The organism is Pseudomonas sp. EYE_354, assembly GCF_023148575.1.
Classification (GTDB): domain Bacteria; phylum Pseudomonadota; class Gammaproteobacteria; order Pseudomonadales; family Pseudomonadaceae; genus Aquipseudomonas.
This window is the reverse complement of record NZ_JAHXNQ010000005.1, coordinates 58,914-75,470: the sequence shown is the minus strand read 5'-3', so window position 1 is coordinate 75,470 and position 16,557 is coordinate 58,914. Positions and strand designations below refer to the sequence as shown.

Genomic DNA, 16,557 nt, shown 5'->3' with positions numbered 1-16,557 from the left:
TATCTCCTTGCGTAAAAGGGCTCGACGCTGCTGGCGTTCAGGGGCTGCCAGCGACATCACTGAAGGGCCTCGTTCGTCGAGGCCTATGCAGATGACTGCGTCGGCGCGCAGGGGTTCTGTTTTTTTGCAGGGTCAGTGCGCGCGTGCCTGTGTTACGCGGTCCACGAGATACACCAACCCGTGGTAATCGATGCCGCCATGCTGGCTCAGGCCGATCTCGCAGGTGCGGCTGGTGGAGATGCCTTCGCTGCAATGCTGCACCGCGTCTTTGAGGCTGCGCAGCGAGTGTGCGTTGAGTTGCGGTGTGGTGAAGCCTTTGTCGCCCGCGAACCCGCAGCAATGGATGCCTTCCGGAATCACCACGGTTTTGGCGCAGCGCCGGGCCAGGTCGATCAGCGCCTGGCTTTCGCCCAGGTGCTGGGTGCTGCAGGTGACGTGCACGGCGATCGGCGCTTCCTGAGGGGTGAAGTCGAGCCGATCCATCAGGTGCGTGCGGATAAAGCGTACGGGGTCATAGAGGTCCAGACGCGTTTCGCCGATGTCTTGTACCAGGCGCAGGGTGCAGGGGCTGGTGTCGCAATAGATAGGGTCCAGGCCGCCACGGCTTGCATGCAGTAGCGCGCCGATCAACTCCTGGCGCTTATGCTCTGCCTGTTCGGCGTACCCTTTGGAGGCGAAAGGTTGGCCGCAGCACAGGCTGTCCAGGTTGTCGGGAAAGACAACCTGGTAACCGGCTTTTTCCAGCAGGCCACGGGTTTTGTCGTGCAGCGACATCTGCTCTTTATCGTCGGCGGCTGGGCCCATTGCCCGCGATACGCATGCCGCCAGGTAGACCACCCGTGGTCGTTCGTCTGTCACAGGTGGGCTGAAGCGAATGGCCTTCTCCGGTTGTGGCATTGCGTCAGACCACTGCGGGACCTGCCCTTTGGACAGGTGGGTCACCGCCGCCGACCACTTCGCCAGGCGCGGTGAGCCCAGCAGCATGCGCGCGCCGTTAGCCACGTGCAGGGTAAAACGCGCACCTTGCAAGGCGGTGGCGAAATGGGTGGCGAGCCATTCGGCGGTTTTCGTACGGTCAGCGTCATGGCTACGCAGCTTTTTCACCAGGTCGCCGGTATTAATGCCTACGGGGCAGCGTTGGGCACACAGCCCGGTGGCGGCGCAGGTCTCGATGCCTTGGTAGTGATAGGCCTCTTCCAAGTCGGTGGTATCGATGCCGGCGCGTTTTTTTGCCTGGATGTCACGCCAGATCACGATGCGCTGGCGCGGGCTTAAGGTCAGCCCTTTGGACGGGCACACCGGCTCACAGAAGCCACACTCGATGCACTTGTCCACCAGTTCATCGGCCGCCGGCAGCGGCTTGAGGTGCTTGAGGTGAATCTGCGGGTCCTCGCTGAGCACCACATCCGGGTTGAGTATGCCGTTGGGGTCGAGCAGACGCTTGAGTTGCCACATCAACTGGTAGGCATCGCTGCCCCATTCCAATTCCACGAAAGGCGCCATATTGCGGCCGGTGCCGTGCTCGGCTTTCAGTGAGCCACCGAACTCCACCGCCACCAGGTGTGCAACGTCGTCCATGAACGCTTGGTAGCGTGTGACTTCTTCGGCGCTGTTGAAGCCTTGGGTGAACACGAAGTGCAGATTGCCTTCCAGCGCATGTCCGAAAAGAATGGCTTCGTCGTAGCGGTGTTTGTCGAACAGGGCGATCAGGCGGTTCACGCCGATGGCCAATTGTTCGACCGGGAAGGTGACGTCTTCGATGATCACCGTGGTGCCGGTTTTGCGCACGGCGCCGACGGCGGGGAAGGTGTCTTTACGGATGGCCCACAGCCGAGCGTTTTCTACAGGGTCTTCGGTAAAGTCGACCTGCTTTTCCACTGGGAAAGAGGCCAGGGACGCCATGATCAGCGCCAGTTGTTCATGCAGTAACGAGGAGGACGCGGCGCGGGATTCGATGAGCAGCGCGCAGGCGTTTTCCGACAGGTGTTGTACGAAAGCCGGCATGCCCGGCTTGTTCTGCACCGAGCGCATGCTGCGTCGGTCCAGCAGCTCCACGGCCGAAACCGGTTGGGTTTTCAGCACGGTTACCGCGTTGCAGCAGGTCTCGACGTCTGGGAACACGATCAACGCCGAGGCTTTGTTGGGGTGATCGACCACAGTGTCGTAAGTGACGGCACTGATAAACCCCAACGTGCCTTCGGAACCTACCAGCAGGTGGCTGAGAATATCCAGTGGCTCATCGAAATCCACCAGGGCGTTGAGTGACAGGCCGGTGGTGTTTTTCAGACGATATTTGTGGCGAATTTTTGCAGCCAATTCGGCGTTTGCCCGCGTCTCACGGCCCAATGTCGCCAGGCGCTCAAGCAGTGCGCCGTGCTGCTTGCGAAAGGCGCTGACACTGGCGGCATCTTCAGTGTCCAGGCGGCTGCCGTCGGCGAGCACCAGGCGAATGCCCGCCAGGGTGTGATAGGTATTTTGTGCGGTGCCGCAGCACATACCGCTGGCGTTGTTGGCGACGATACCGCCGATCTTGCAGGCATTGATCGACGCAGGGTCTGGTCCGATCTTGCGCCCGTAGGGGGCCAGCCAGGCATTGGCCTGGGCGCCGATGACGCCGGGTTGCAGGCGGATCTGCGTACCTTGCCCGCGAATTTCGCGGCCGTTCCAGTTGTCGCCCAAGACGATCAGCACCGAGTCGCTTATCGCTTGGCCCGACAGGCTGGTGCCTGCCGCGCGAAAGGTCACCGGTACGCGGTCACGCTGTGCCCATTGCAGCAGCGCGACGACTTCGTCTTCCGACTCCACGCGGATTACCAGTCGTGGGATCAATCGGTAAAAACTGGCGTCGGTGCCGAAAGCCAAGGTGGAAAGCGGGTCGTCGAAGCGTCGATCCTTGGGGATCAACTGTGCGACGTCAGTAAGGAAAGCGGCGGGCAGACTCATGGGGCCTCCAGGCTCAGCACCCCCAGGGCGCCGTATTAACACGATTGCGCAAAACCGACGCCGGGATGACTGCCCGGCGTCGTTTCTTACCCTATTGCTTGTGCCTTTAATGCACCAGCATGCCGGTAAGCCAGTAGGCCTGAGCCAGGGTAATCAGGCCGACGATGGTGGCGAAAAACAGGCTGTGTTTGAGGGTGAAGCGGAACAAGTCCGACTCTTTGCCCACCAGGCCTGTCGCGGCGCAGGCCACGGCAATCGACTGTGGCGAGATCATCTTGCCGGTCACGCCGCCACTGGTGTTTGCGGCGACCAGCAGGGTGTCGTTGACGCCGATCTGGTGCGCAGTAGTGGCTTGCAGCGAGCTGAACAGGGCGTTGGACGACGTGTCGGAGCCTGTCAGAAAAACCCCCAGCCAGCCAAGGAATGGCGAGAAGAACGGGAAGGCTGCCCCGGTGCCGGCCAATACCAGCGCCATGGTCGAAGACATGCCGGAGTAGTTGGTGACGAAAGCGAAGGCCAGCACCATGCCGATGGACAGGATCGGCCAGCGCAACTCGTAGAAGGTCTCTTTTAAAGTGGTAAGACCAATTTTCGGGTTGATTTTCAGTACCAGCATCGAAATCAATGCGGAGAAGAAGATCGCGGTGCCGGTCGCTGAAATCGGGTCCAACTTGAACACCGCTGGAATCGCGGTTGGATTGGTGACGATGGGCGCGACCTTGACCACCATCTGATCCAGGTGCGGGATCGCGAAGTTGAAGACCCAGCTGTACATCGAGCCGCCGGCGGCGAACATCGCCTTGAACGGTTTGAGCGTCCAGATGGTCACGAGCACGGTGAGAATCAGGAACGGCGACCAGGCTTTGACAATCTGTCCCAGGCTGTAGGGCGAGGCGATGGTGCTGCGTGGCAAGCCGAAGCCGCCGGCGCTGGCGGTGACCGCTACGCCAGAGGTGGCGCCGGCGATCTGCGCGCCTGCGGTGCGCTTGGGTTGCCAGATTTTAAGGAACAGCGTCAGGGAAATCAGGCTGGCCAGGGCCGAGGTGATGTCCGGCAGTTCCGGGCCGATGAAGTTGGACGTGAAGTATTGGGTGATGGCAAAACTCAGGCCTGCTACCAGCGCTGCCGGCCAGGTCTCGCGAACGCCGCGCAAGCCGTCCATCATGAACACTAGCCAGAACGGCACGAACAGCGACAGCAGCGGCAGTTGGCGGCCGGTCATAGCGCCGATTTTGAATGCATCGATGCCGGTCACTTGGCCTGCAACGATGATCGGGATCCCTAGTGCGCCAAAGGCGACAGGGGCCGTGTTGGCAATCAGGCACAGGCCTGCTGCATACAGCGGATTGAAGCCCAGGCCCACCAGCAGCGCGGCGGTAATCGCCACGGGTGCGCCGAAACCTGCAGCCCCTTCGAGGAAGGCCCCGAAGCAGAAGCCGATCAGCAACACTTGCAGGCGTTGGTCGTCAGTGATCGACAGCACCGAGCTGCGAATAATCTCGAACTGGCCGCTCTTGACGGTGAGTTTGTAGAGGAACACCGCCGCGACGATGATCCACGCGATGGGCCACAGGCCATAGGCAAATCCATAGCCGGCGGCGGCAAGTGCCATGTCCACGGGCATCTGGAAGGCGAAGATCGCGACCAGGATCGACAGCGCCAGCGTAATGCTGCCGGCCACATGACCTTTGAGACGAAACACGGCCAGGGCCAGGAAGAAGAATACGATCGGGATGACGGCGGCCAGTGCGGACAGGCCGAGGCTGCCGAGTGGGCTGTAAAGCTGTTGCCAGGTTTGCATATGGGGTGGCCCCTGATTGTTGTTGTTTGGTCAGCTTGGATAATTGGTAATACCAATTTACAATCGCTGTGGGCTAGGTTAAAAGCCTTCGGGGGGATGTGTCAATTTGCCGCCTGAGAAACTTTGGTCGTAGGTGAGCGGTTGGCCCATCTGATCGGGTAAAGCGAAGGCGTTCTGGTAGGTGCTGGAAATGCGGTGATAGGCCAGAATAGAGGCCCCGGCGAGTGGTCGGGATGGTGGAGAGCGAGTTATGGGGTTTGATCTGGTGCGTCAGCGCCGTTTGTCTGACGATATTGTCGAGCAGCTCGAGGGCATGATCCTTGAGGGCACGCTGAAGTCTGGCGAGCGCTTGCCGGCTGAGCGCGCGTTGGCCGAACGGTTCGGTGTGTCGCGCCCTTCGCTGCGCGAGGCGATTCAGAAGCTGGCGGCCAAGGGGCTTCTGGTGAGTCGTCAGGGGGGCGGCAATTATGTTGCAGAGTCCCTGGGGTCAACCTTCAGCGATCCGCTGCTTCACCTGCTGGAAAACAATCCTGAGGCGCAGCGCGATCTGTTGGAGTTTCGTCAAACCCTTGAAGCGTCGTGTGCTTATTACGCGGCGTTACGCGCGACCGAAGTCGACCGTGAGCGGCTGACGGCGGCGTTCGATGCGCTGCAGGATTGTTATGCGCGCGTCGACGAAGTGAGTCGGGCGGAGGAGGGCGCGGCGGATGCGAGGTTTCATTTGGCCATTGCCGAGGCCAGTCATAACGCGGTGTTGCTGCACACTATTCGCGGGTTGTTCGACCTGCTTAAGCGCAACGTGGTGACTAACATTGGCGGGATGTACCAGCAGCGCACGGAAACCCGCGACATGCTGATCAGTCAGCATCGGGATCTGTACCTGGCGATTATCGAGGGGCGCGCGGAGCAGGCACGAGAAGTGTCGACGCGTCACTTGGAGTATGTGCAGGAGGTGTTGGAGGAAGTGCGTCAGGAGGTTCAGCGCGTCGCGCGTGCGGAGCGGCGCAAGGGGATGTAGCCAGGGGGGATTCCCAAGGCCACATCGTTACAAGGATTAGTCTTCCTTGCCCTTGTTGCGCACGGCGCGATGCAGCTCACGATTGGAATCACGCTCGCGCTCGGTATCGCGCTTGTCGTATTCCTTTTTGCCCTTGCCCAGTGCGATCTCACACTTGACCAGGTGCTTGCTCCAATACCAGGACAGGCAGATGCAGGCATAGCCCTTCTGCTGTACGGCGGCGGCGAGCTTTTCCAGTTCGCGGGCATTGAGCAACAGCTTGCGTGTACGCACCGGGTCGGCAATCACGTGGGTGCTCGCGGTGGTCAGTGGCGTGATATGACTGCCGAGCAGCCATGCCTCACCGTCCTTGAGCAATACGTAGCTGTCGACCAGTTGCAGCTTGCTGGCGCGCAGACTTTTTACTTCCCAGCCGGCCAGGACCAGACCAGCCTCGAAACGATGTTCGATGAAGTAATCGTGTCGCGCCTTTTTATTTTGCGCGATGGTCCCTGTAGGGTGTTTCTTTTGTTTAGCCATAGGGGCGGCATTATAGGGAGTTGCGAGCGTGTCGGCTACGGTCAACCTGCGTGCTTGAGCGTGTTGGACGAATCCCGGACAATGCGGGCAGTTCTTTGGTTTTTTTCTCTCGCGAATCGGGCTGTTCTTTCGCGATGTTTGCTGCTCAGCTGTGGAAATGACGCACACATGACGACGCATATTCAACGTTCGGCCCTGCTGCCTTATCCGGCGCAGGCGCTTTATGACCTGGTCAACGACGTGGCGCGTTACCCGGAATTCCTGCCTTGGTGCTCCACCGCCGAAGTGCTGGAAAACAGTGATGAGCACATGGTCGCCAGTGTGGGGGTGGCCAAGGGCGGGCTCAGCCAGCATTTTGTGACACGCAATGTGTTGGTGCCTGGCAAGTCTATTGAGATGAACTTGCAGGAGGGGCCGTTTACCCAGTTGCACGGCGTCTGGGTGTTCAAGGCGCTGACTGACAAGGCGTGCAAAATCAGCCTGGACCTATCGTTCGATTACGCGGGGCCGATTGTGCGCGCGACGCTGGGTCCGTTGTTCAATCAGGCGGCCAATACCCTGGTGGATGCGTTCTGCCAGCGGGCCAAGCAACTGCATGGTTGAGATTGAGGTTGTGTATGCCGCTGTCGATCATCAGGTCTTGCTGGTGGTGGCGGTGGCGGCGGGCACCAGTGTGCGGGCGGCGGTGCGTACGTCAGGCATTGGTGAGCGGTTTCCTGAACTGGATCTGGCTGATTGCCCTTTGGGGATATTCGGCAAGGTGGTCGCAGATCCTGAGGTGCGCGCTGTGCAAGCGGGTGACCGTATCGAGATCTACCGTCCTCTGCTGGCCGATCCGAAGGAAGTGCGCAGGTTGCGTGCAGCCAAGGCGGCACTGGCTAAACAGCGAGGTCTGTAGAGTCGCCAAACCACAGGCAACAAAAAGCCCGGCATGCCGGGCTTTTTTGTGAGCGCCGCGAAGTTACTGCGGGCTGGTGTCCAGAGGCTGTGGCGTCGGGACTGGAACGGTTTCCACCCCGTCGACGTCTTTCTGGATCTTGTCGAGCAAGGAGCCGGGCTTGGCCGGGACTTCGGACTTCGGCTTCTCGCCTTCCTGCGCGGGCGCAGTCACGTTAGTGCCGTTATCTTTGCCGAGCAGGGCTTCATCGCGGCTCACGCCAGGCATGAAGTCGCCGGACAGGCTGACGAGCTGGTCATTGCCATTGAAAATGACGCTGACGCGTTCCTGCTGGCGTTCACCGCCACCAGGCTGCAGGCTGTAGAGATAATCCCAGCGATCGGCGTGAAAAGTGTCGGTCAGCAGGGGGTTGCCCATAATAAACCGTACTTGCCGTCGGGTCATTCCCGGGCGTAACTGGTCTATCATGTCCTGCGTGACGACATTGCCCTGCTGGATGTCGATTTTGTAAACCCCGGGGAATGAACAACCGGCGAGTGCGAGCAGTCCCACAAAGGTGAAACTGGTTAGCAAGAGCTTGGTGTTTTGCATCGGTGGGCGACTTCCACTATCTTGGCTGGGACAACGTAAACGCCGATCATACCCGTATTAAGAGAAGCTGCGAAGCAGCATCCGCGAGAAAGCTAACCATGGTTGAAAATAGCGAACTACGCAAAGCCGGTCTTAAAGTGACTCTGCCACGAGTCAAGATTCTACAAATGCTCGATTCTGCTGAGCAACGTCACATGAGTGCCGAAGACGTTTACAAGGCGCTGATGGAGTCTAACGAAGACGTCGGTCTGGCCACGGTTTACCGTGTACTGACCCAGTTTGAAGCCGCAGGGCTGGTGGTTCGTCATAATTTCGACGGCGGTCATGCAGTATTCGAATTGGCTGACGGTGGTCATCATGACCACATGGTTGACCTGGATACCAACGAGGTAATCGAGTTCACCAGTCCGGAAATCGAGAAGCTCCAGCATCAGATTGCTGAGGAGCATGGGTTCGATTTGGTGGACCATAATCTGGTGCTGTACATCCGTAAGAAAAAGTAAAAACGACGCAAAATTGCTTTGCGAAACGATCGAAGGCGACCCTAGGGTCGCCTTCGTGCTTTATATATGAGGCGAAAAAGTCTTCAGGCCTTGGTCGCAACGACCATTTTTTTTGCGTGCGCCAAAGACTCTTTCGTCAAATCGATTCCTCCTAGCATCCGCGCCACTTCCTCTACGCGTTCGGACTTGTTCAGCTTGGACACGGCTGTATGCGTTGCATCACTGCCTCTGACCTTATGCACAAACAAGTGCTGGTGCCCTTGTGCTGCCACTTGCGGCAAGTGGGTAACCGTAAGCACCTGGCCTCGATCTCCAAGGCGGCGCAGCAGTTGGCCAACAATTTCCGCAGTCGGGCCACCGATACCCACATCCACCTCGTCGAACACCAGCGTCGGTACACGTGAGGTCTGTGCGGTAATCACCTGAATCGCCAGGCTGATTCGCGAGAGCTCACCGCCAGAAGCAACTTTTGCCAGCGCCTTGAGAGGTTGCCCTGGGTTGGCGCTGACCAGCAGTTCCACCTGTTCCAGGCCATGGGGCTGCAATTCAGTGTTGGTATTGGCGCGTAGCTCAATGGTAAATCGTCCGCCCGGCATGCCCAGGCGTTGAATTTCCTGCTCAACGGCGCCGGCAAGGCTTGTGGCGGCTTGCTGGCGAAGGTTGCTCAGTTCGCGTGCTTTCTCTTGATAATGACGGGCGAACGAGGCGAGCTCTTCTCCCAGTCGCTCAATGGATTCGTCATTGGCGTTCAGGGTTTCGATTTCATCCAGCAGCTTTTGCTGCATCGCTGCCACTTCTGTGGGTTGGATGCGATGTTTGCGCGCCAGCGTATAGATGGTGTCCAGGCGTTCTTCAATTTCCTGCAGGCGCGCCGGGTCAGCGTCGAAGTGATCGAGAAAGCGATTCAGCTCGCCCACGGCCTCTTCGACTTGGATTTGCGCACTGGTCAGCAAAGTAGTCGCTTCGCTCAGCGAGCCTGAGGCGCTGTTAACGCTGGATAAGCGGTTGAGACTGGCCGTAAGAGCATTGAGCACATTGCCGGAATCGCTTTCGCTGCATTGCTCCACGACTTGTCGACAGATTCCCAGCAACGTTTCGGCATTGGTGAGGTTTTTGTGTTCCTGCTCAAGCTGTTCCAGCTCCGTTTCGCCAAGGTTCAGGCTTTCCAGTTCTTCAAGCTGGTAGCTGAGGAGTTGGTGCCGTGCACGTTGCTCATCGCCCGAGTTGGAGAGGCGGTCCAGCTCCTGGCGTGTCTGGCGCCAGCGTTGCGCGGCCAATTGAACTTGGCGGGCAAGGTCAGTGGCGCCTGCGTATTCGTCGAGCAGGCGGCGATGGGTATCGGTTTTGAGCAGGGATTGATGTTCGTGCTGGCTATGGATATCGATCAGCAACTCACCCAGGGCTTTCAGGTCACCCAGGGGGCAGGGTGTCCCATTGATATAGCCGCGGGAGCGCCCTTCGGCCGTGATGACCCGTCGCAGAATGCAGGGGCCTTCATTATTCAGGTCGCGTTCGGTCAGCCAGGTTTCGGCTTCGGGAATGTCTGACAGGTCGAACGTGGCCAGGATGTCGGCCTTGTCGGCGCCGGGGCGCACTACGCCACTGTCGGCGCGGTCGCCCAGGGTCAGGCCCAGGGCGTCAAGCATGATCGACTTGCCGGCGCCCGTTTCGCCTGTGATTACGCTCATCCCGCGATCCAGCTCGAGATCCAGATGTTCAACGATGGCGTAGTTATGTACAGACAGGTGAACGAGCATGACGGCGCTCCCAGGTGTTAGGTCTGGTTATTTATACAGTGTTTTGTCTTGGGCTGACAATCCGGGTTCTTAGCTCGATTTGCTTGATTAGTGCTTTTTCTTAGTGCCAGAAAGAATTTAAGTGGAGGAATTGACTCAGGGCACAGGAAAGTCTTTTGGTAACGCCCCCGCCCTTGAACCTGGAAATTGTGGCCCCATATACCGGAACAGAAGCGTGAGTTGAGATCGCGCATGATTTTGAAAGGAGAGAACTATGGCTGACGAACAGACGCAGGATACGCAAACTCCAGACGCCAATTCGGCCGTCGGTGATGAACTGGCAACTCGTGTGCAAGTGCTCGAAGAGCAGTTGGTCGCTGCGCAGGATCAGTCTTTGCGTGTTGCCGCTGATCTGCAGAACGTCCGCCGCCGTGCCGAGCAGGATGTAGAAAAAGCTCACAAGTTCGCATTGGAAAAGTTCGCCAGTGACTTGCTGCCGATCATCGACAGCCTGGAGCGTGGCCTTGAGTTATCCAACCCGGACGACGAAAATATCCGTCCGATGCGCGAAGGGATCGAGCTGACCCTGAAAATGTTCCAGGACACCCTGAAGCGTTATCAGCTGGAAGCCATCGACCCGCAAGGCGGCGAGCCGTTTAACGCTGAGCATCATCAGGCAATGGCCATGCAGGAAAGTCATGACCTTGAGCCCAACAGCGTGTTGAAGGTTTTCCAGAAAGGTTATCTGCTCAATGGTCGCTTGCTGCGCCCGGCGATGGTTGTTGTCAGCAAGGCGCCGGCGCCGGTTTCGCCTTCTATTGATGAGCAGGCTTGAAATACGTCGCAAGGCCCCCATTTATAAGTCAAGCGTTTAAGTGCTACCGCAGTTAGCCACAACTGCTGCGGCAACCAAATTCAAGTTTCGGGAGAGTAAATCATGGGCAAAATTATCGGTATCGACCTGGGGACCACCAACTCGTGCGTCTCGGTCATGGAAAACGGCAAAGCTAAAGTTATCGAAAACGCTGAAGGCGCGCGTACTACGCCGTCGATCATCGCTTATGCCAACGATGGCGAGATCCTCGTTGGTCAGTCGGCGAAGCGCCAGGCTGTGACCAACCCGCATAACACCCTGTACGCGGTAAAGCGTCTGATCGGTCGTAAGTTCGACGAAGAAGTCGTACAGAAAGACATCAAGATGGTGCCGTACAAAATCGCCAAGGCTGACAACGGTGACGCCTGGGTCGAAGTGAATGGCAACAAAATGTCTGCGCCACAGATCTCGGCTGAAGTCTTGAAAAAGATGAAGAAAACTGCCGAAGACTATTTGGGCGAAGCAGTGACCGAGGCGGTGATCACCGTTCCTGCCTACTTCAACGACAGTCAGCGTCAGGCGACTAAAGACGCGGGCCGCATCGCTGGTCTGGATGTAAAACGTATCATCAACGAACCGACCGCAGCCGCACTGGCTTACGGTATGGACAAGGCCAAAGGCGACCACACTGTCATCGTTTATGACCTGGGTGGCGGTACCTTCGACGTATCCGTGATCGAGATCGCAGAAGTCGACGGCGAGCACCAGTTTGAAGTGTTGGCTACCAACGGTGACACCTTCCTGGGTGGTGAGGACTTTGACATCCGTCTGATCGACTACCTCGTTGACGAGTTCAAGAAAGAAAGCGGCATGAACCTCAAGGGTGATCCGCTGGCGATGCAGCGTCTGAAGGAAGCTGCCGAGAAAGCCAAGATCGAACTGTCCTCGAGCATGTCGACCGACGTTAACCTTCCGTACATCACTGCGGATGCCACCGGTCCTAAGCACTTGAACGTGAAGATTTCTCGCGCCAAGTTGGAAGCACTGGTTGAAGACTTGGTTCAGCGCACCATCGAACCTTGCCGCATTGCGTTGAAAGACGCGGGTATCGACGTTGGCTCCATCAACGACGTGATTCTGGTCGGTGGCCAGACTCGTATGCCGCTGGTGCAGCAGAAAGTAACTGAGTTCTTCGGTAAAGAAGCGCGTAAAGACGTGAACCCGGATGAAGCGGTTGCCATGGGTGCTGCCATCCAGGGCGCCGTTCTGGCCGGCGACGTGAAAGACGTGCTGCTGCTGGACGTGAGCCCACTGACCTTGGGTATCGAAACCATGGGTGGCGTGATGACTGCGCTGATCGAGAAAAACACCACGATTCCTACCAAGAAATCGCAAGTGTTCTCGACTGCCGATGACAATCAGGGCGCGGTGACTATTCACGTGCTGCAAGGTGAGCGTAAGCAAGCCGCTCAGAACAAGTCTCTGGGCAAGTTCGACCTGGCCGAGATTCCACCAGCACCACGTGGTGTGCCACAAATCGAAGTGACCTTCGACATCGACGCCAACGGCATCCTGCACGTCGGCGCGAAAGACAAGGCAACGGGCAAAGAGCAGAAGATCACCATCAAGGCCAACTCCGGTCTTTCTGATGAAGAAATTCAACAGATGATCCGTGATGCTGAAACCAATGCCGAAGCTGACAAGAAGTTCGAAGAGCTGGCCGGTGCCCGTAACCAGGGTGATGCTCTGGTTCACTCGACGCGCAAAATGGTCGCTGATGCAGGCGACAAAGTAACCGCTGAAGAGAAGACCGCGATCGAAGCTGCCGTGGTTGCCCTGGAAGCCGCTGTTAAAGGCGACGACAAGGCTGCCATCGAAGCCAAGGTTGAGGAGTTGTCGAAAGTCTCCGCTCCGGTTGCTCAAAAAATGTACGCCGAACAAGGCCAGCCGGCTGATGGCGCTGCGCAACAAGCAGAGCCTGAAGCCAAGCATGACGACGTTGTCGATGCTGAGTTCGAAGAAGTCAAAGAGCAGAAGTAATCTGTTCGCCCGGTTGACCGCTGACAAGCGGTGACTGGTAGGATGTCGCCGCGCGGGAGCTTGCTCCCGCGTTGGCGTGTCTGGGGTACGCGAATTTTTACAGCATGCGACAGCGTTCGCGTGTTGGCGGTGTGATCGGGGATGCTCCTGCTTCCCGAACAATAAACGCCGCGTTTTTGGCCGGGTCCCTGGCTAAAAAGCAGTAATGACCAGGATCGTTGAATTGACGTGAGTTGGGTCCGGGCCTGTATTGGGGCTCAACGAGTTTGGCAAGGCTCAGGAGGGTCTGGCTGAACGTCCTTAAGAGTGCAAAGACTTATGGCAAAGCGTGACTATTACGAAGTGTTGGGTGTGGAGCGTGGTTCCAGTGAGGCGGACCTGAAGAAGGCTTACCGTCGCCTGGCGATGAAGCACCACCCGGACCGTAATCCGGATAGCAAAGAATCCGAAGAAATGTTCAAAGAGGCCAATGAGGCCTACGAATGTCTGTCTGATCCCAATAAGCGTGCGGCCTACGATCAGTACGGTCATGCCGGCGTCGATCCGAGCATGGGCGGCGGCGGTGCCGGCTTTGGTGGTCAGAATTTCTCCGATATTTTCGGCGATGTGTTCAGTGACTTCTTCGGTGGTGGTCGAGGTGGTCAGCGTGGTGGCGCCCAGCGTGGCAGCGACCTGCGCTACACCTTGGAATTGAACCTGGAAGAAGCCGTGCGCGGCACCAGCGTCAATATCCGTGTACCGACGCTGGTCAACTGCAAGCCGTGTGACGGTTCGGGTGCCAAGAAAGGTTCCTCGCCCATTACTTGTCCTACCTGCGGCGGTATCGGCCAAGTCCGTATGCAGCAGGGCTTCTTCTCGGTGCAGCAGACCTGTCCGCGTTGCCATGGGCAGGGCAAGATCATTTCTGATCCGTGTGATGCCTGCCACGGCGAAGGTCGTGTCGAAGAGTACAAGACGCTGTCGGTTAAAGTGCCGGCCGGTGTCGACACCGGTGATCGAATCCGTCTGTCTGGTGAAGGAGAGGCGGGTACTCAAGGTGGTCCAACGGGCGATCTGTACGTGGTAATCAATGTGCGCGAGCACTCGATTTTCCAGCGCGACGGCAAGCACCTGTTCTGCGAAGTGCCGATCAGCTTTGTCGATGCAGCCTTGGGGGGTGAGTTGGAGATTCCGACCCTTGATGGTCGTGTGAAGCTCAAGATCCCTGAGGGCACGCAGACCGGCAAACAGTTCCGTATCCGTGGCAAAGGGGTTGCGCCGGTGCGGGGTGGCGGTGCGGGTGACTTGATGTGCCGTGTGGCGGTGGAAACGCCGGTCAACCTCAATCGCCGTCAGCGCGAGCTGCTTGAAGAGTTCCGCAGTTCGTTGGAGGGTGATGACACCCATTCACCGAAAACCACTGGCTTCTTCGAAGGCGTGAAGCGCTTCTTCGGCGACCTGTAAGGAATTGAGTATGCGACGTATAGCCGTAATGGGCGCTGCCGGGCGCATGGGTAAAACGCTCGTCGAGGCGGTGCAGCAGCGCTCGCCGGCCTCTGGGCTGACGGCGGCGATCGTTCGTCCGGGCAGTACGTTGATCGGTGCGGATGCCGGTGAGTTGGCTTCGCTGGGGCGTATCGGCGTGTCGTTGTCCGGCAATCTTGAACAGGTGGCTGACGAATTCGATGTGCTGATCGACTTCACCCTGCCGGAAGTGATGCTGAAAAACCTCGCATTCTGTCGTAAGGCCCGCAAGGCCATGGTCATCGGGACTACGGGTTTGACGGCTGAGCAGAAGCAACTGCTGGTGGAGGCGGGCAAGGATATTCCTATCGTCTTTGCTGCGAACTTCAGTGTTGGTGTGAACCTGTCGCTCAAGTTGCTGGATATGGCTGCTCGTGTGCTGGGGGATGAGGCTGATATTGAGATCATCGAGACCCATCATCGTCACAAGATCGATGCGCCGTCGGGTACGGCGCTGCGCATGGGTGAGGCGATTGCTGATGCGCTGGGTCGTGACCTGTCAAAGGTGGCGGTATACGGCCGCGAAGGCCATACCGGTGCCCGTGCGCGCGACACCATCGGTTTTGCAACCGTTCGCGGTGGTGACGTGGTCGGTGACCATACCGTGTTGTTTGCCGCCGAGGGCGAGCGACTGGAAATCACGCACAAAGCCTCCAGCCGGATGACCTTCGCCAAAGGCGCTGTGCGTGCTGCGCTCTGGCTGGACGGTCGCGAGCCTGGTCTTTATGACATGCGCGATGTGCTGGATTTGCACTAATCAGTAGCTAAAAAGGGGCCTCAGGATTATCCTGAGGCCCCTTTTTTAACCGCTAAGCGACGTACTGTCGCATTCTCCTGCCTTTAGGGCTCATTAGCGGTGGACCCAAAAAGCCTTTTTCTGTAAGCTACAGCTTTAGTGTGTCCACTAAAAGCGCGCAGAATAATTCAGTGAAGAAGCGGGGTGACGTGTCCATACGTCACTCCGCTTTTTTACAACCTGCGATCGCCCTTTCAGGCTTTATTTACGGGAGGTCTTCTTGACTAAGCCAGCCATACTCGCCCTTGCTGATGGCAGCATTTTTCGCGGCGAAGCCATTGGAGCCGACGGTCAAACCGTTGGAGAGGTGGTGTTTAACACCGCCATGACCGGCTATCAGGAAATCCTTACCGATCCTTCCTACGCCCAACAGATCGTTACCCTCACCTATCCGCACATCGGCAACACCGGGACAACGCCGGAAGATGTCGAGTCTGACCGCGTGTGGTCCGCCGGCCTGGTCATTCGCGATCTGCCGCTGGTTGCGAGCAACTGGCGTAACACGATGTCGCTGTCGGATTACCTGAAAGCCAACAACGTTGTGGCGATCGCCGGTATCGATACGCGCCGCCTCACACGCATCCTGCGTGAAAAAGGCTCGCAGAACGGCTGCATCATGGTCGGTGACGCTATCTCCGAAGAAGCGGCGATCGCCGCAGCGCAAGGCTTCCCTGGCCTGAAAGGCATGGACCTGGCGAAAGTCGTCAGCACCAAGGAACAGTACGAGTGGCGCTCCACCGTCTGGGACTTGAAGACTGACAGTCACGCGACTATCGAGTCCGCGGACCTGCCCTATCACGTAGTCGCTTATGACTACGGCGTGAAGTACAACATCCTGCGCATGCTGGTCGAGCGCGGTTGCCGCGTTACCGTGGTGCCTGCACAAACCCCGGCCAGCGATGTGTTGGCCCTGCAGCCGGACGGTGTCTTCCTGTCCAACGGCCCGGGCGACCCTGAACCTTGCGACTACGCCATTCAGGCCATCAAGGACGTGCTGGAGACCGAGATCCCGGTATTCGGTATCTGCCTCGGTCACCAACTGCTGGCCCTGGCCTCCGGCGCCAAGACCCTGAAAATGGGGCACGGCCACCACGGTGCTAACCACCCGGTGCAGGATCTGGACACTGGCGTCGTAATGATCACCAGCCAAAACCACGGTTTTGCGGTGGATGAAGCGACTTTGCCGAGCAATGTCCGCGCTATTCACAAGTCGCTGTTCGACGGTTCCCTGCAAGGCATCGAACGTACCGACAAGAGCGCGTTCAGCTTCCAGGGCCACCCTGAAGCCAGCCCGGGCCCGAACGACGTAGCGCCGCTGTTCGACCGTTTCATCAATGAGATGGCCAAGCGACGCTGACTGAGCGGCTTGCGGGCGGCCCCGAAGTTCGGAGGCCC

At 58.3% G+C, this 16,557-nt stretch carries 14 protein-coding genes; 9 read left to right on the top strand and 5 right to left on the bottom strand.

Going from position 1 to position 16,557, the window contains the following annotated elements; genetic code table 11:
• Positions 1-132 precede the first annotated feature (132 nt).
• A complete protein-coding gene (locus KZX66_RS08510; protein ID WP_248078295.1) occupies positions 133-2,943 on the bottom strand; it encodes an FAD-binding and (Fe-S)-binding domain-containing protein in 2,811 nt (936 codons plus the stop codon).
• A 106-nt stretch (positions 2,944-3,049) separates the two neighbouring features.
• A complete protein-coding gene (locus tag KZX66_RS08505; RefSeq protein WP_248078291.1) occupies positions 3,050-4,744 on the bottom strand; it encodes a lactate permease LctP family transporter in 1,695 nt (564 codons plus the stop codon).
• 250 nt (positions 4,745-4,994) lie between these two features.
• Between KZX66_RS08505 and KZX66_RS08500 the strand changes: the two genes are divergently transcribed.
• Positions 4,995-5,762 (top strand): FCD domain-containing protein, encoded by a 768-nt coding sequence (locus KZX66_RS08500; RefSeq protein WP_248078288.1) that lies wholly within the window; start codon positions 4,995-4,997, stop codon positions 5,760-5,762.
• A gap of 36 nt (positions 5,763-5,798) precedes the next feature.
• On the opposite strand, the gene smpB is transcribed toward KZX66_RS08500, so the two are convergent.
• Positions 5,799-6,281: an SsrA-binding protein SmpB gene (gene smpB / locus KZX66_RS08495; RefSeq protein ID WP_003235073.1), complete on the bottom strand. Its 483-nt coding sequence runs from the start codon at positions 6,279-6,281 to the stop codon at positions 5,799-5,801.
• A 168-nt stretch (positions 6,282-6,449) separates the two neighbouring features.
• Here smpB and KZX66_RS08490 point away from each other — a divergent pair, with 168 nt between their 5' ends.
• Together KZX66_RS08490 and KZX66_RS08485 are read left to right on the top strand one after the other, a co-directional pair.
• Positions 6,450-6,884 (top strand): type II toxin-antitoxin system RatA family toxin, encoded by a 435-nt coding sequence (locus KZX66_RS08490; protein WP_010206630.1) that lies wholly within the window; start codon positions 6,450-6,452, stop codon positions 6,882-6,884.
• Entirely contained in the window at positions 6,877-7,179 is a 303-nt protein-coding gene (locus KZX66_RS08485) for an RnfH family protein (protein WP_248078284.1), read from the top strand. The genes KZX66_RS08490 and KZX66_RS08485 overlap by 8 nt, the downstream gene beginning before the upstream one ends.
• Before the next feature lie 63 nt (positions 7,180-7,242).
• On the opposite strand, the gene KZX66_RS08480 is transcribed toward KZX66_RS08485, so the two are convergent.
• Positions 7,243-7,770 carry an outer membrane protein assembly factor BamE gene (locus tag KZX66_RS08480; protein WP_016976810.1) on the bottom strand — a complete coding sequence of 176 codons (528 nt, stop codon included), beginning with the start codon at positions 7,768-7,770 and terminating at the stop codon, positions 7,243-7,245.
• A 98-nt stretch (positions 7,771-7,868) separates the two neighbouring features.
• Between KZX66_RS08480 and fur the strand changes: the two genes are divergently transcribed.
• Positions 7,869-8,273: a ferric iron uptake transcriptional regulator gene (fur, locus tag KZX66_RS08475; protein ID WP_083360362.1), complete on the top strand. Its 405-nt coding sequence runs from the start codon at positions 7,869-7,871 to the stop codon at positions 8,271-8,273.
• 83 nt (positions 8,274-8,356) lie between these two features.
• Here the strand turns inward: fur and recN are convergent, their stop codons facing one another.
• Positions 8,357-10,030 (bottom strand): DNA repair protein RecN, encoded by a 1,674-nt coding sequence (gene recN / locus KZX66_RS08470; RefSeq protein ID WP_248078283.1) that lies wholly within the window; start codon positions 10,028-10,030, stop codon positions 8,357-8,359.
• Positions 10,031-10,283: 253 nt separating this feature from the next.
• Here recN and grpE point away from each other — a divergent pair, with 253 nt between their 5' ends.
• From grpE to carA, 5 genes are all read left to right on the top strand, one after another.
• Positions 10,284-10,844, top strand: coding sequence for a nucleotide exchange factor GrpE (grpE, locus tag KZX66_RS08465; protein ID WP_248078282.1), 561 nt, complete (start codon positions 10,284-10,286; stop codon positions 10,842-10,844).
• A gap of 102 nt (positions 10,845-10,946) precedes the next feature.
• The gene (gene dnaK, locus KZX66_RS08460; RefSeq protein WP_248078281.1) at positions 10,947-12,863 is read left to right on the top strand and encodes a molecular chaperone DnaK; all 1,917 of its coding nucleotides are present in this window, start codon (positions 10,947-10,949) and stop codon (positions 12,861-12,863) included.
• Between the two features lie 318 nt (positions 12,864-13,181).
• Entirely contained in the window at positions 13,182-14,306 is a 1,125-nt protein-coding gene (gene dnaJ / locus KZX66_RS08455) for a molecular chaperone DnaJ (protein ID WP_248078280.1), read from the top strand.
• A 10-nt stretch (positions 14,307-14,316) separates the two neighbouring features.
• Complete coding sequence (dapB, locus tag KZX66_RS08450; protein WP_248078279.1) at positions 14,317-15,123, top strand: 4-hydroxy-tetrahydrodipicolinate reductase; 807 nt, start codon at positions 14,317-14,319, stop codon at positions 15,121-15,123.
• A 259-nt stretch (positions 15,124-15,382) separates the two neighbouring features.
• Positions 15,383-16,519 carry a glutamine-hydrolyzing carbamoyl-phosphate synthase small subunit gene (gene carA / locus KZX66_RS08445; protein WP_248078278.1) on the top strand — a complete coding sequence of 379 codons (1,137 nt, stop codon included), beginning with the start codon at positions 15,383-15,385 and terminating at the stop codon, positions 16,517-16,519.
• Positions 16,520-16,557 lie beyond the last annotated feature (38 nt).

Bases quoted from the DNA above. Each gene is read 5' to 3' on its own strand.
- KZX66_RS08510 (WP_248078295.1), bottom strand. From the start codon at position 2,943: ATGAGTCTGCCCGCCGCTTTCCTTACTGACGTCGCACAGTTGATCCCC.
- KZX66_RS08505 (WP_248078291.1), bottom strand. From the start codon at position 4,744: ATGCAAACCTGGCAACAGCTTTACAGCCCACTCGGCAGCCTCGGCCTG.
- KZX66_RS08500 (WP_248078288.1), top strand. From the start codon at position 4,995: ATGGGGTTTGATCTGGTGCGTCAGCGCCGTTTGTCTGACGATATTGTC.
- smpB (WP_003235073.1), bottom strand. From the start codon at position 6,281: ATGGCTAAACAAAAGAAACACCCTACAGGGACCATCGCGCAAAATAAA.
- KZX66_RS08490 (WP_010206630.1), top strand. From the start codon at position 6,450: ATGACGACGCATATTCAACGTTCGGCCCTGCTGCCTTATCCGGCGCAG.
- KZX66_RS08485 (WP_248078284.1), top strand. From the start codon at position 6,877: ATGGTTGAGATTGAGGTTGTGTATGCCGCTGTCGATCATCAGGTCTTG.
- KZX66_RS08480 (WP_016976810.1), bottom strand. From the start codon at position 7,770: ATGCAAAACACCAAGCTCTTGCTAACCAGTTTCACCTTTGTGGGACTG.
- fur (WP_083360362.1), top strand. From the start codon at position 7,869: ATGGTTGAAAATAGCGAACTACGCAAAGCCGGTCTTAAAGTGACTCTG.
- recN (WP_248078283.1), bottom strand. From the start codon at position 10,030: ATGCTCGTTCACCTGTCTGTACATAACTACGCCATCGTTGAACATCTG.
- grpE (WP_248078282.1), top strand. From the start codon at position 10,284: ATGGCTGACGAACAGACGCAGGATACGCAAACTCCAGACGCCAATTCG.
- dnaK (WP_248078281.1), top strand. From the start codon at position 10,947: ATGGGCAAAATTATCGGTATCGACCTGGGGACCACCAACTCGTGCGTC.
- dnaJ (WP_248078280.1), top strand. From the start codon at position 13,182: ATGGCAAAGCGTGACTATTACGAAGTGTTGGGTGTGGAGCGTGGTTCC.
- dapB (WP_248078279.1), top strand. From the start codon at position 14,317: ATGCGACGTATAGCCGTAATGGGCGCTGCCGGGCGCATGGGTAAAACG.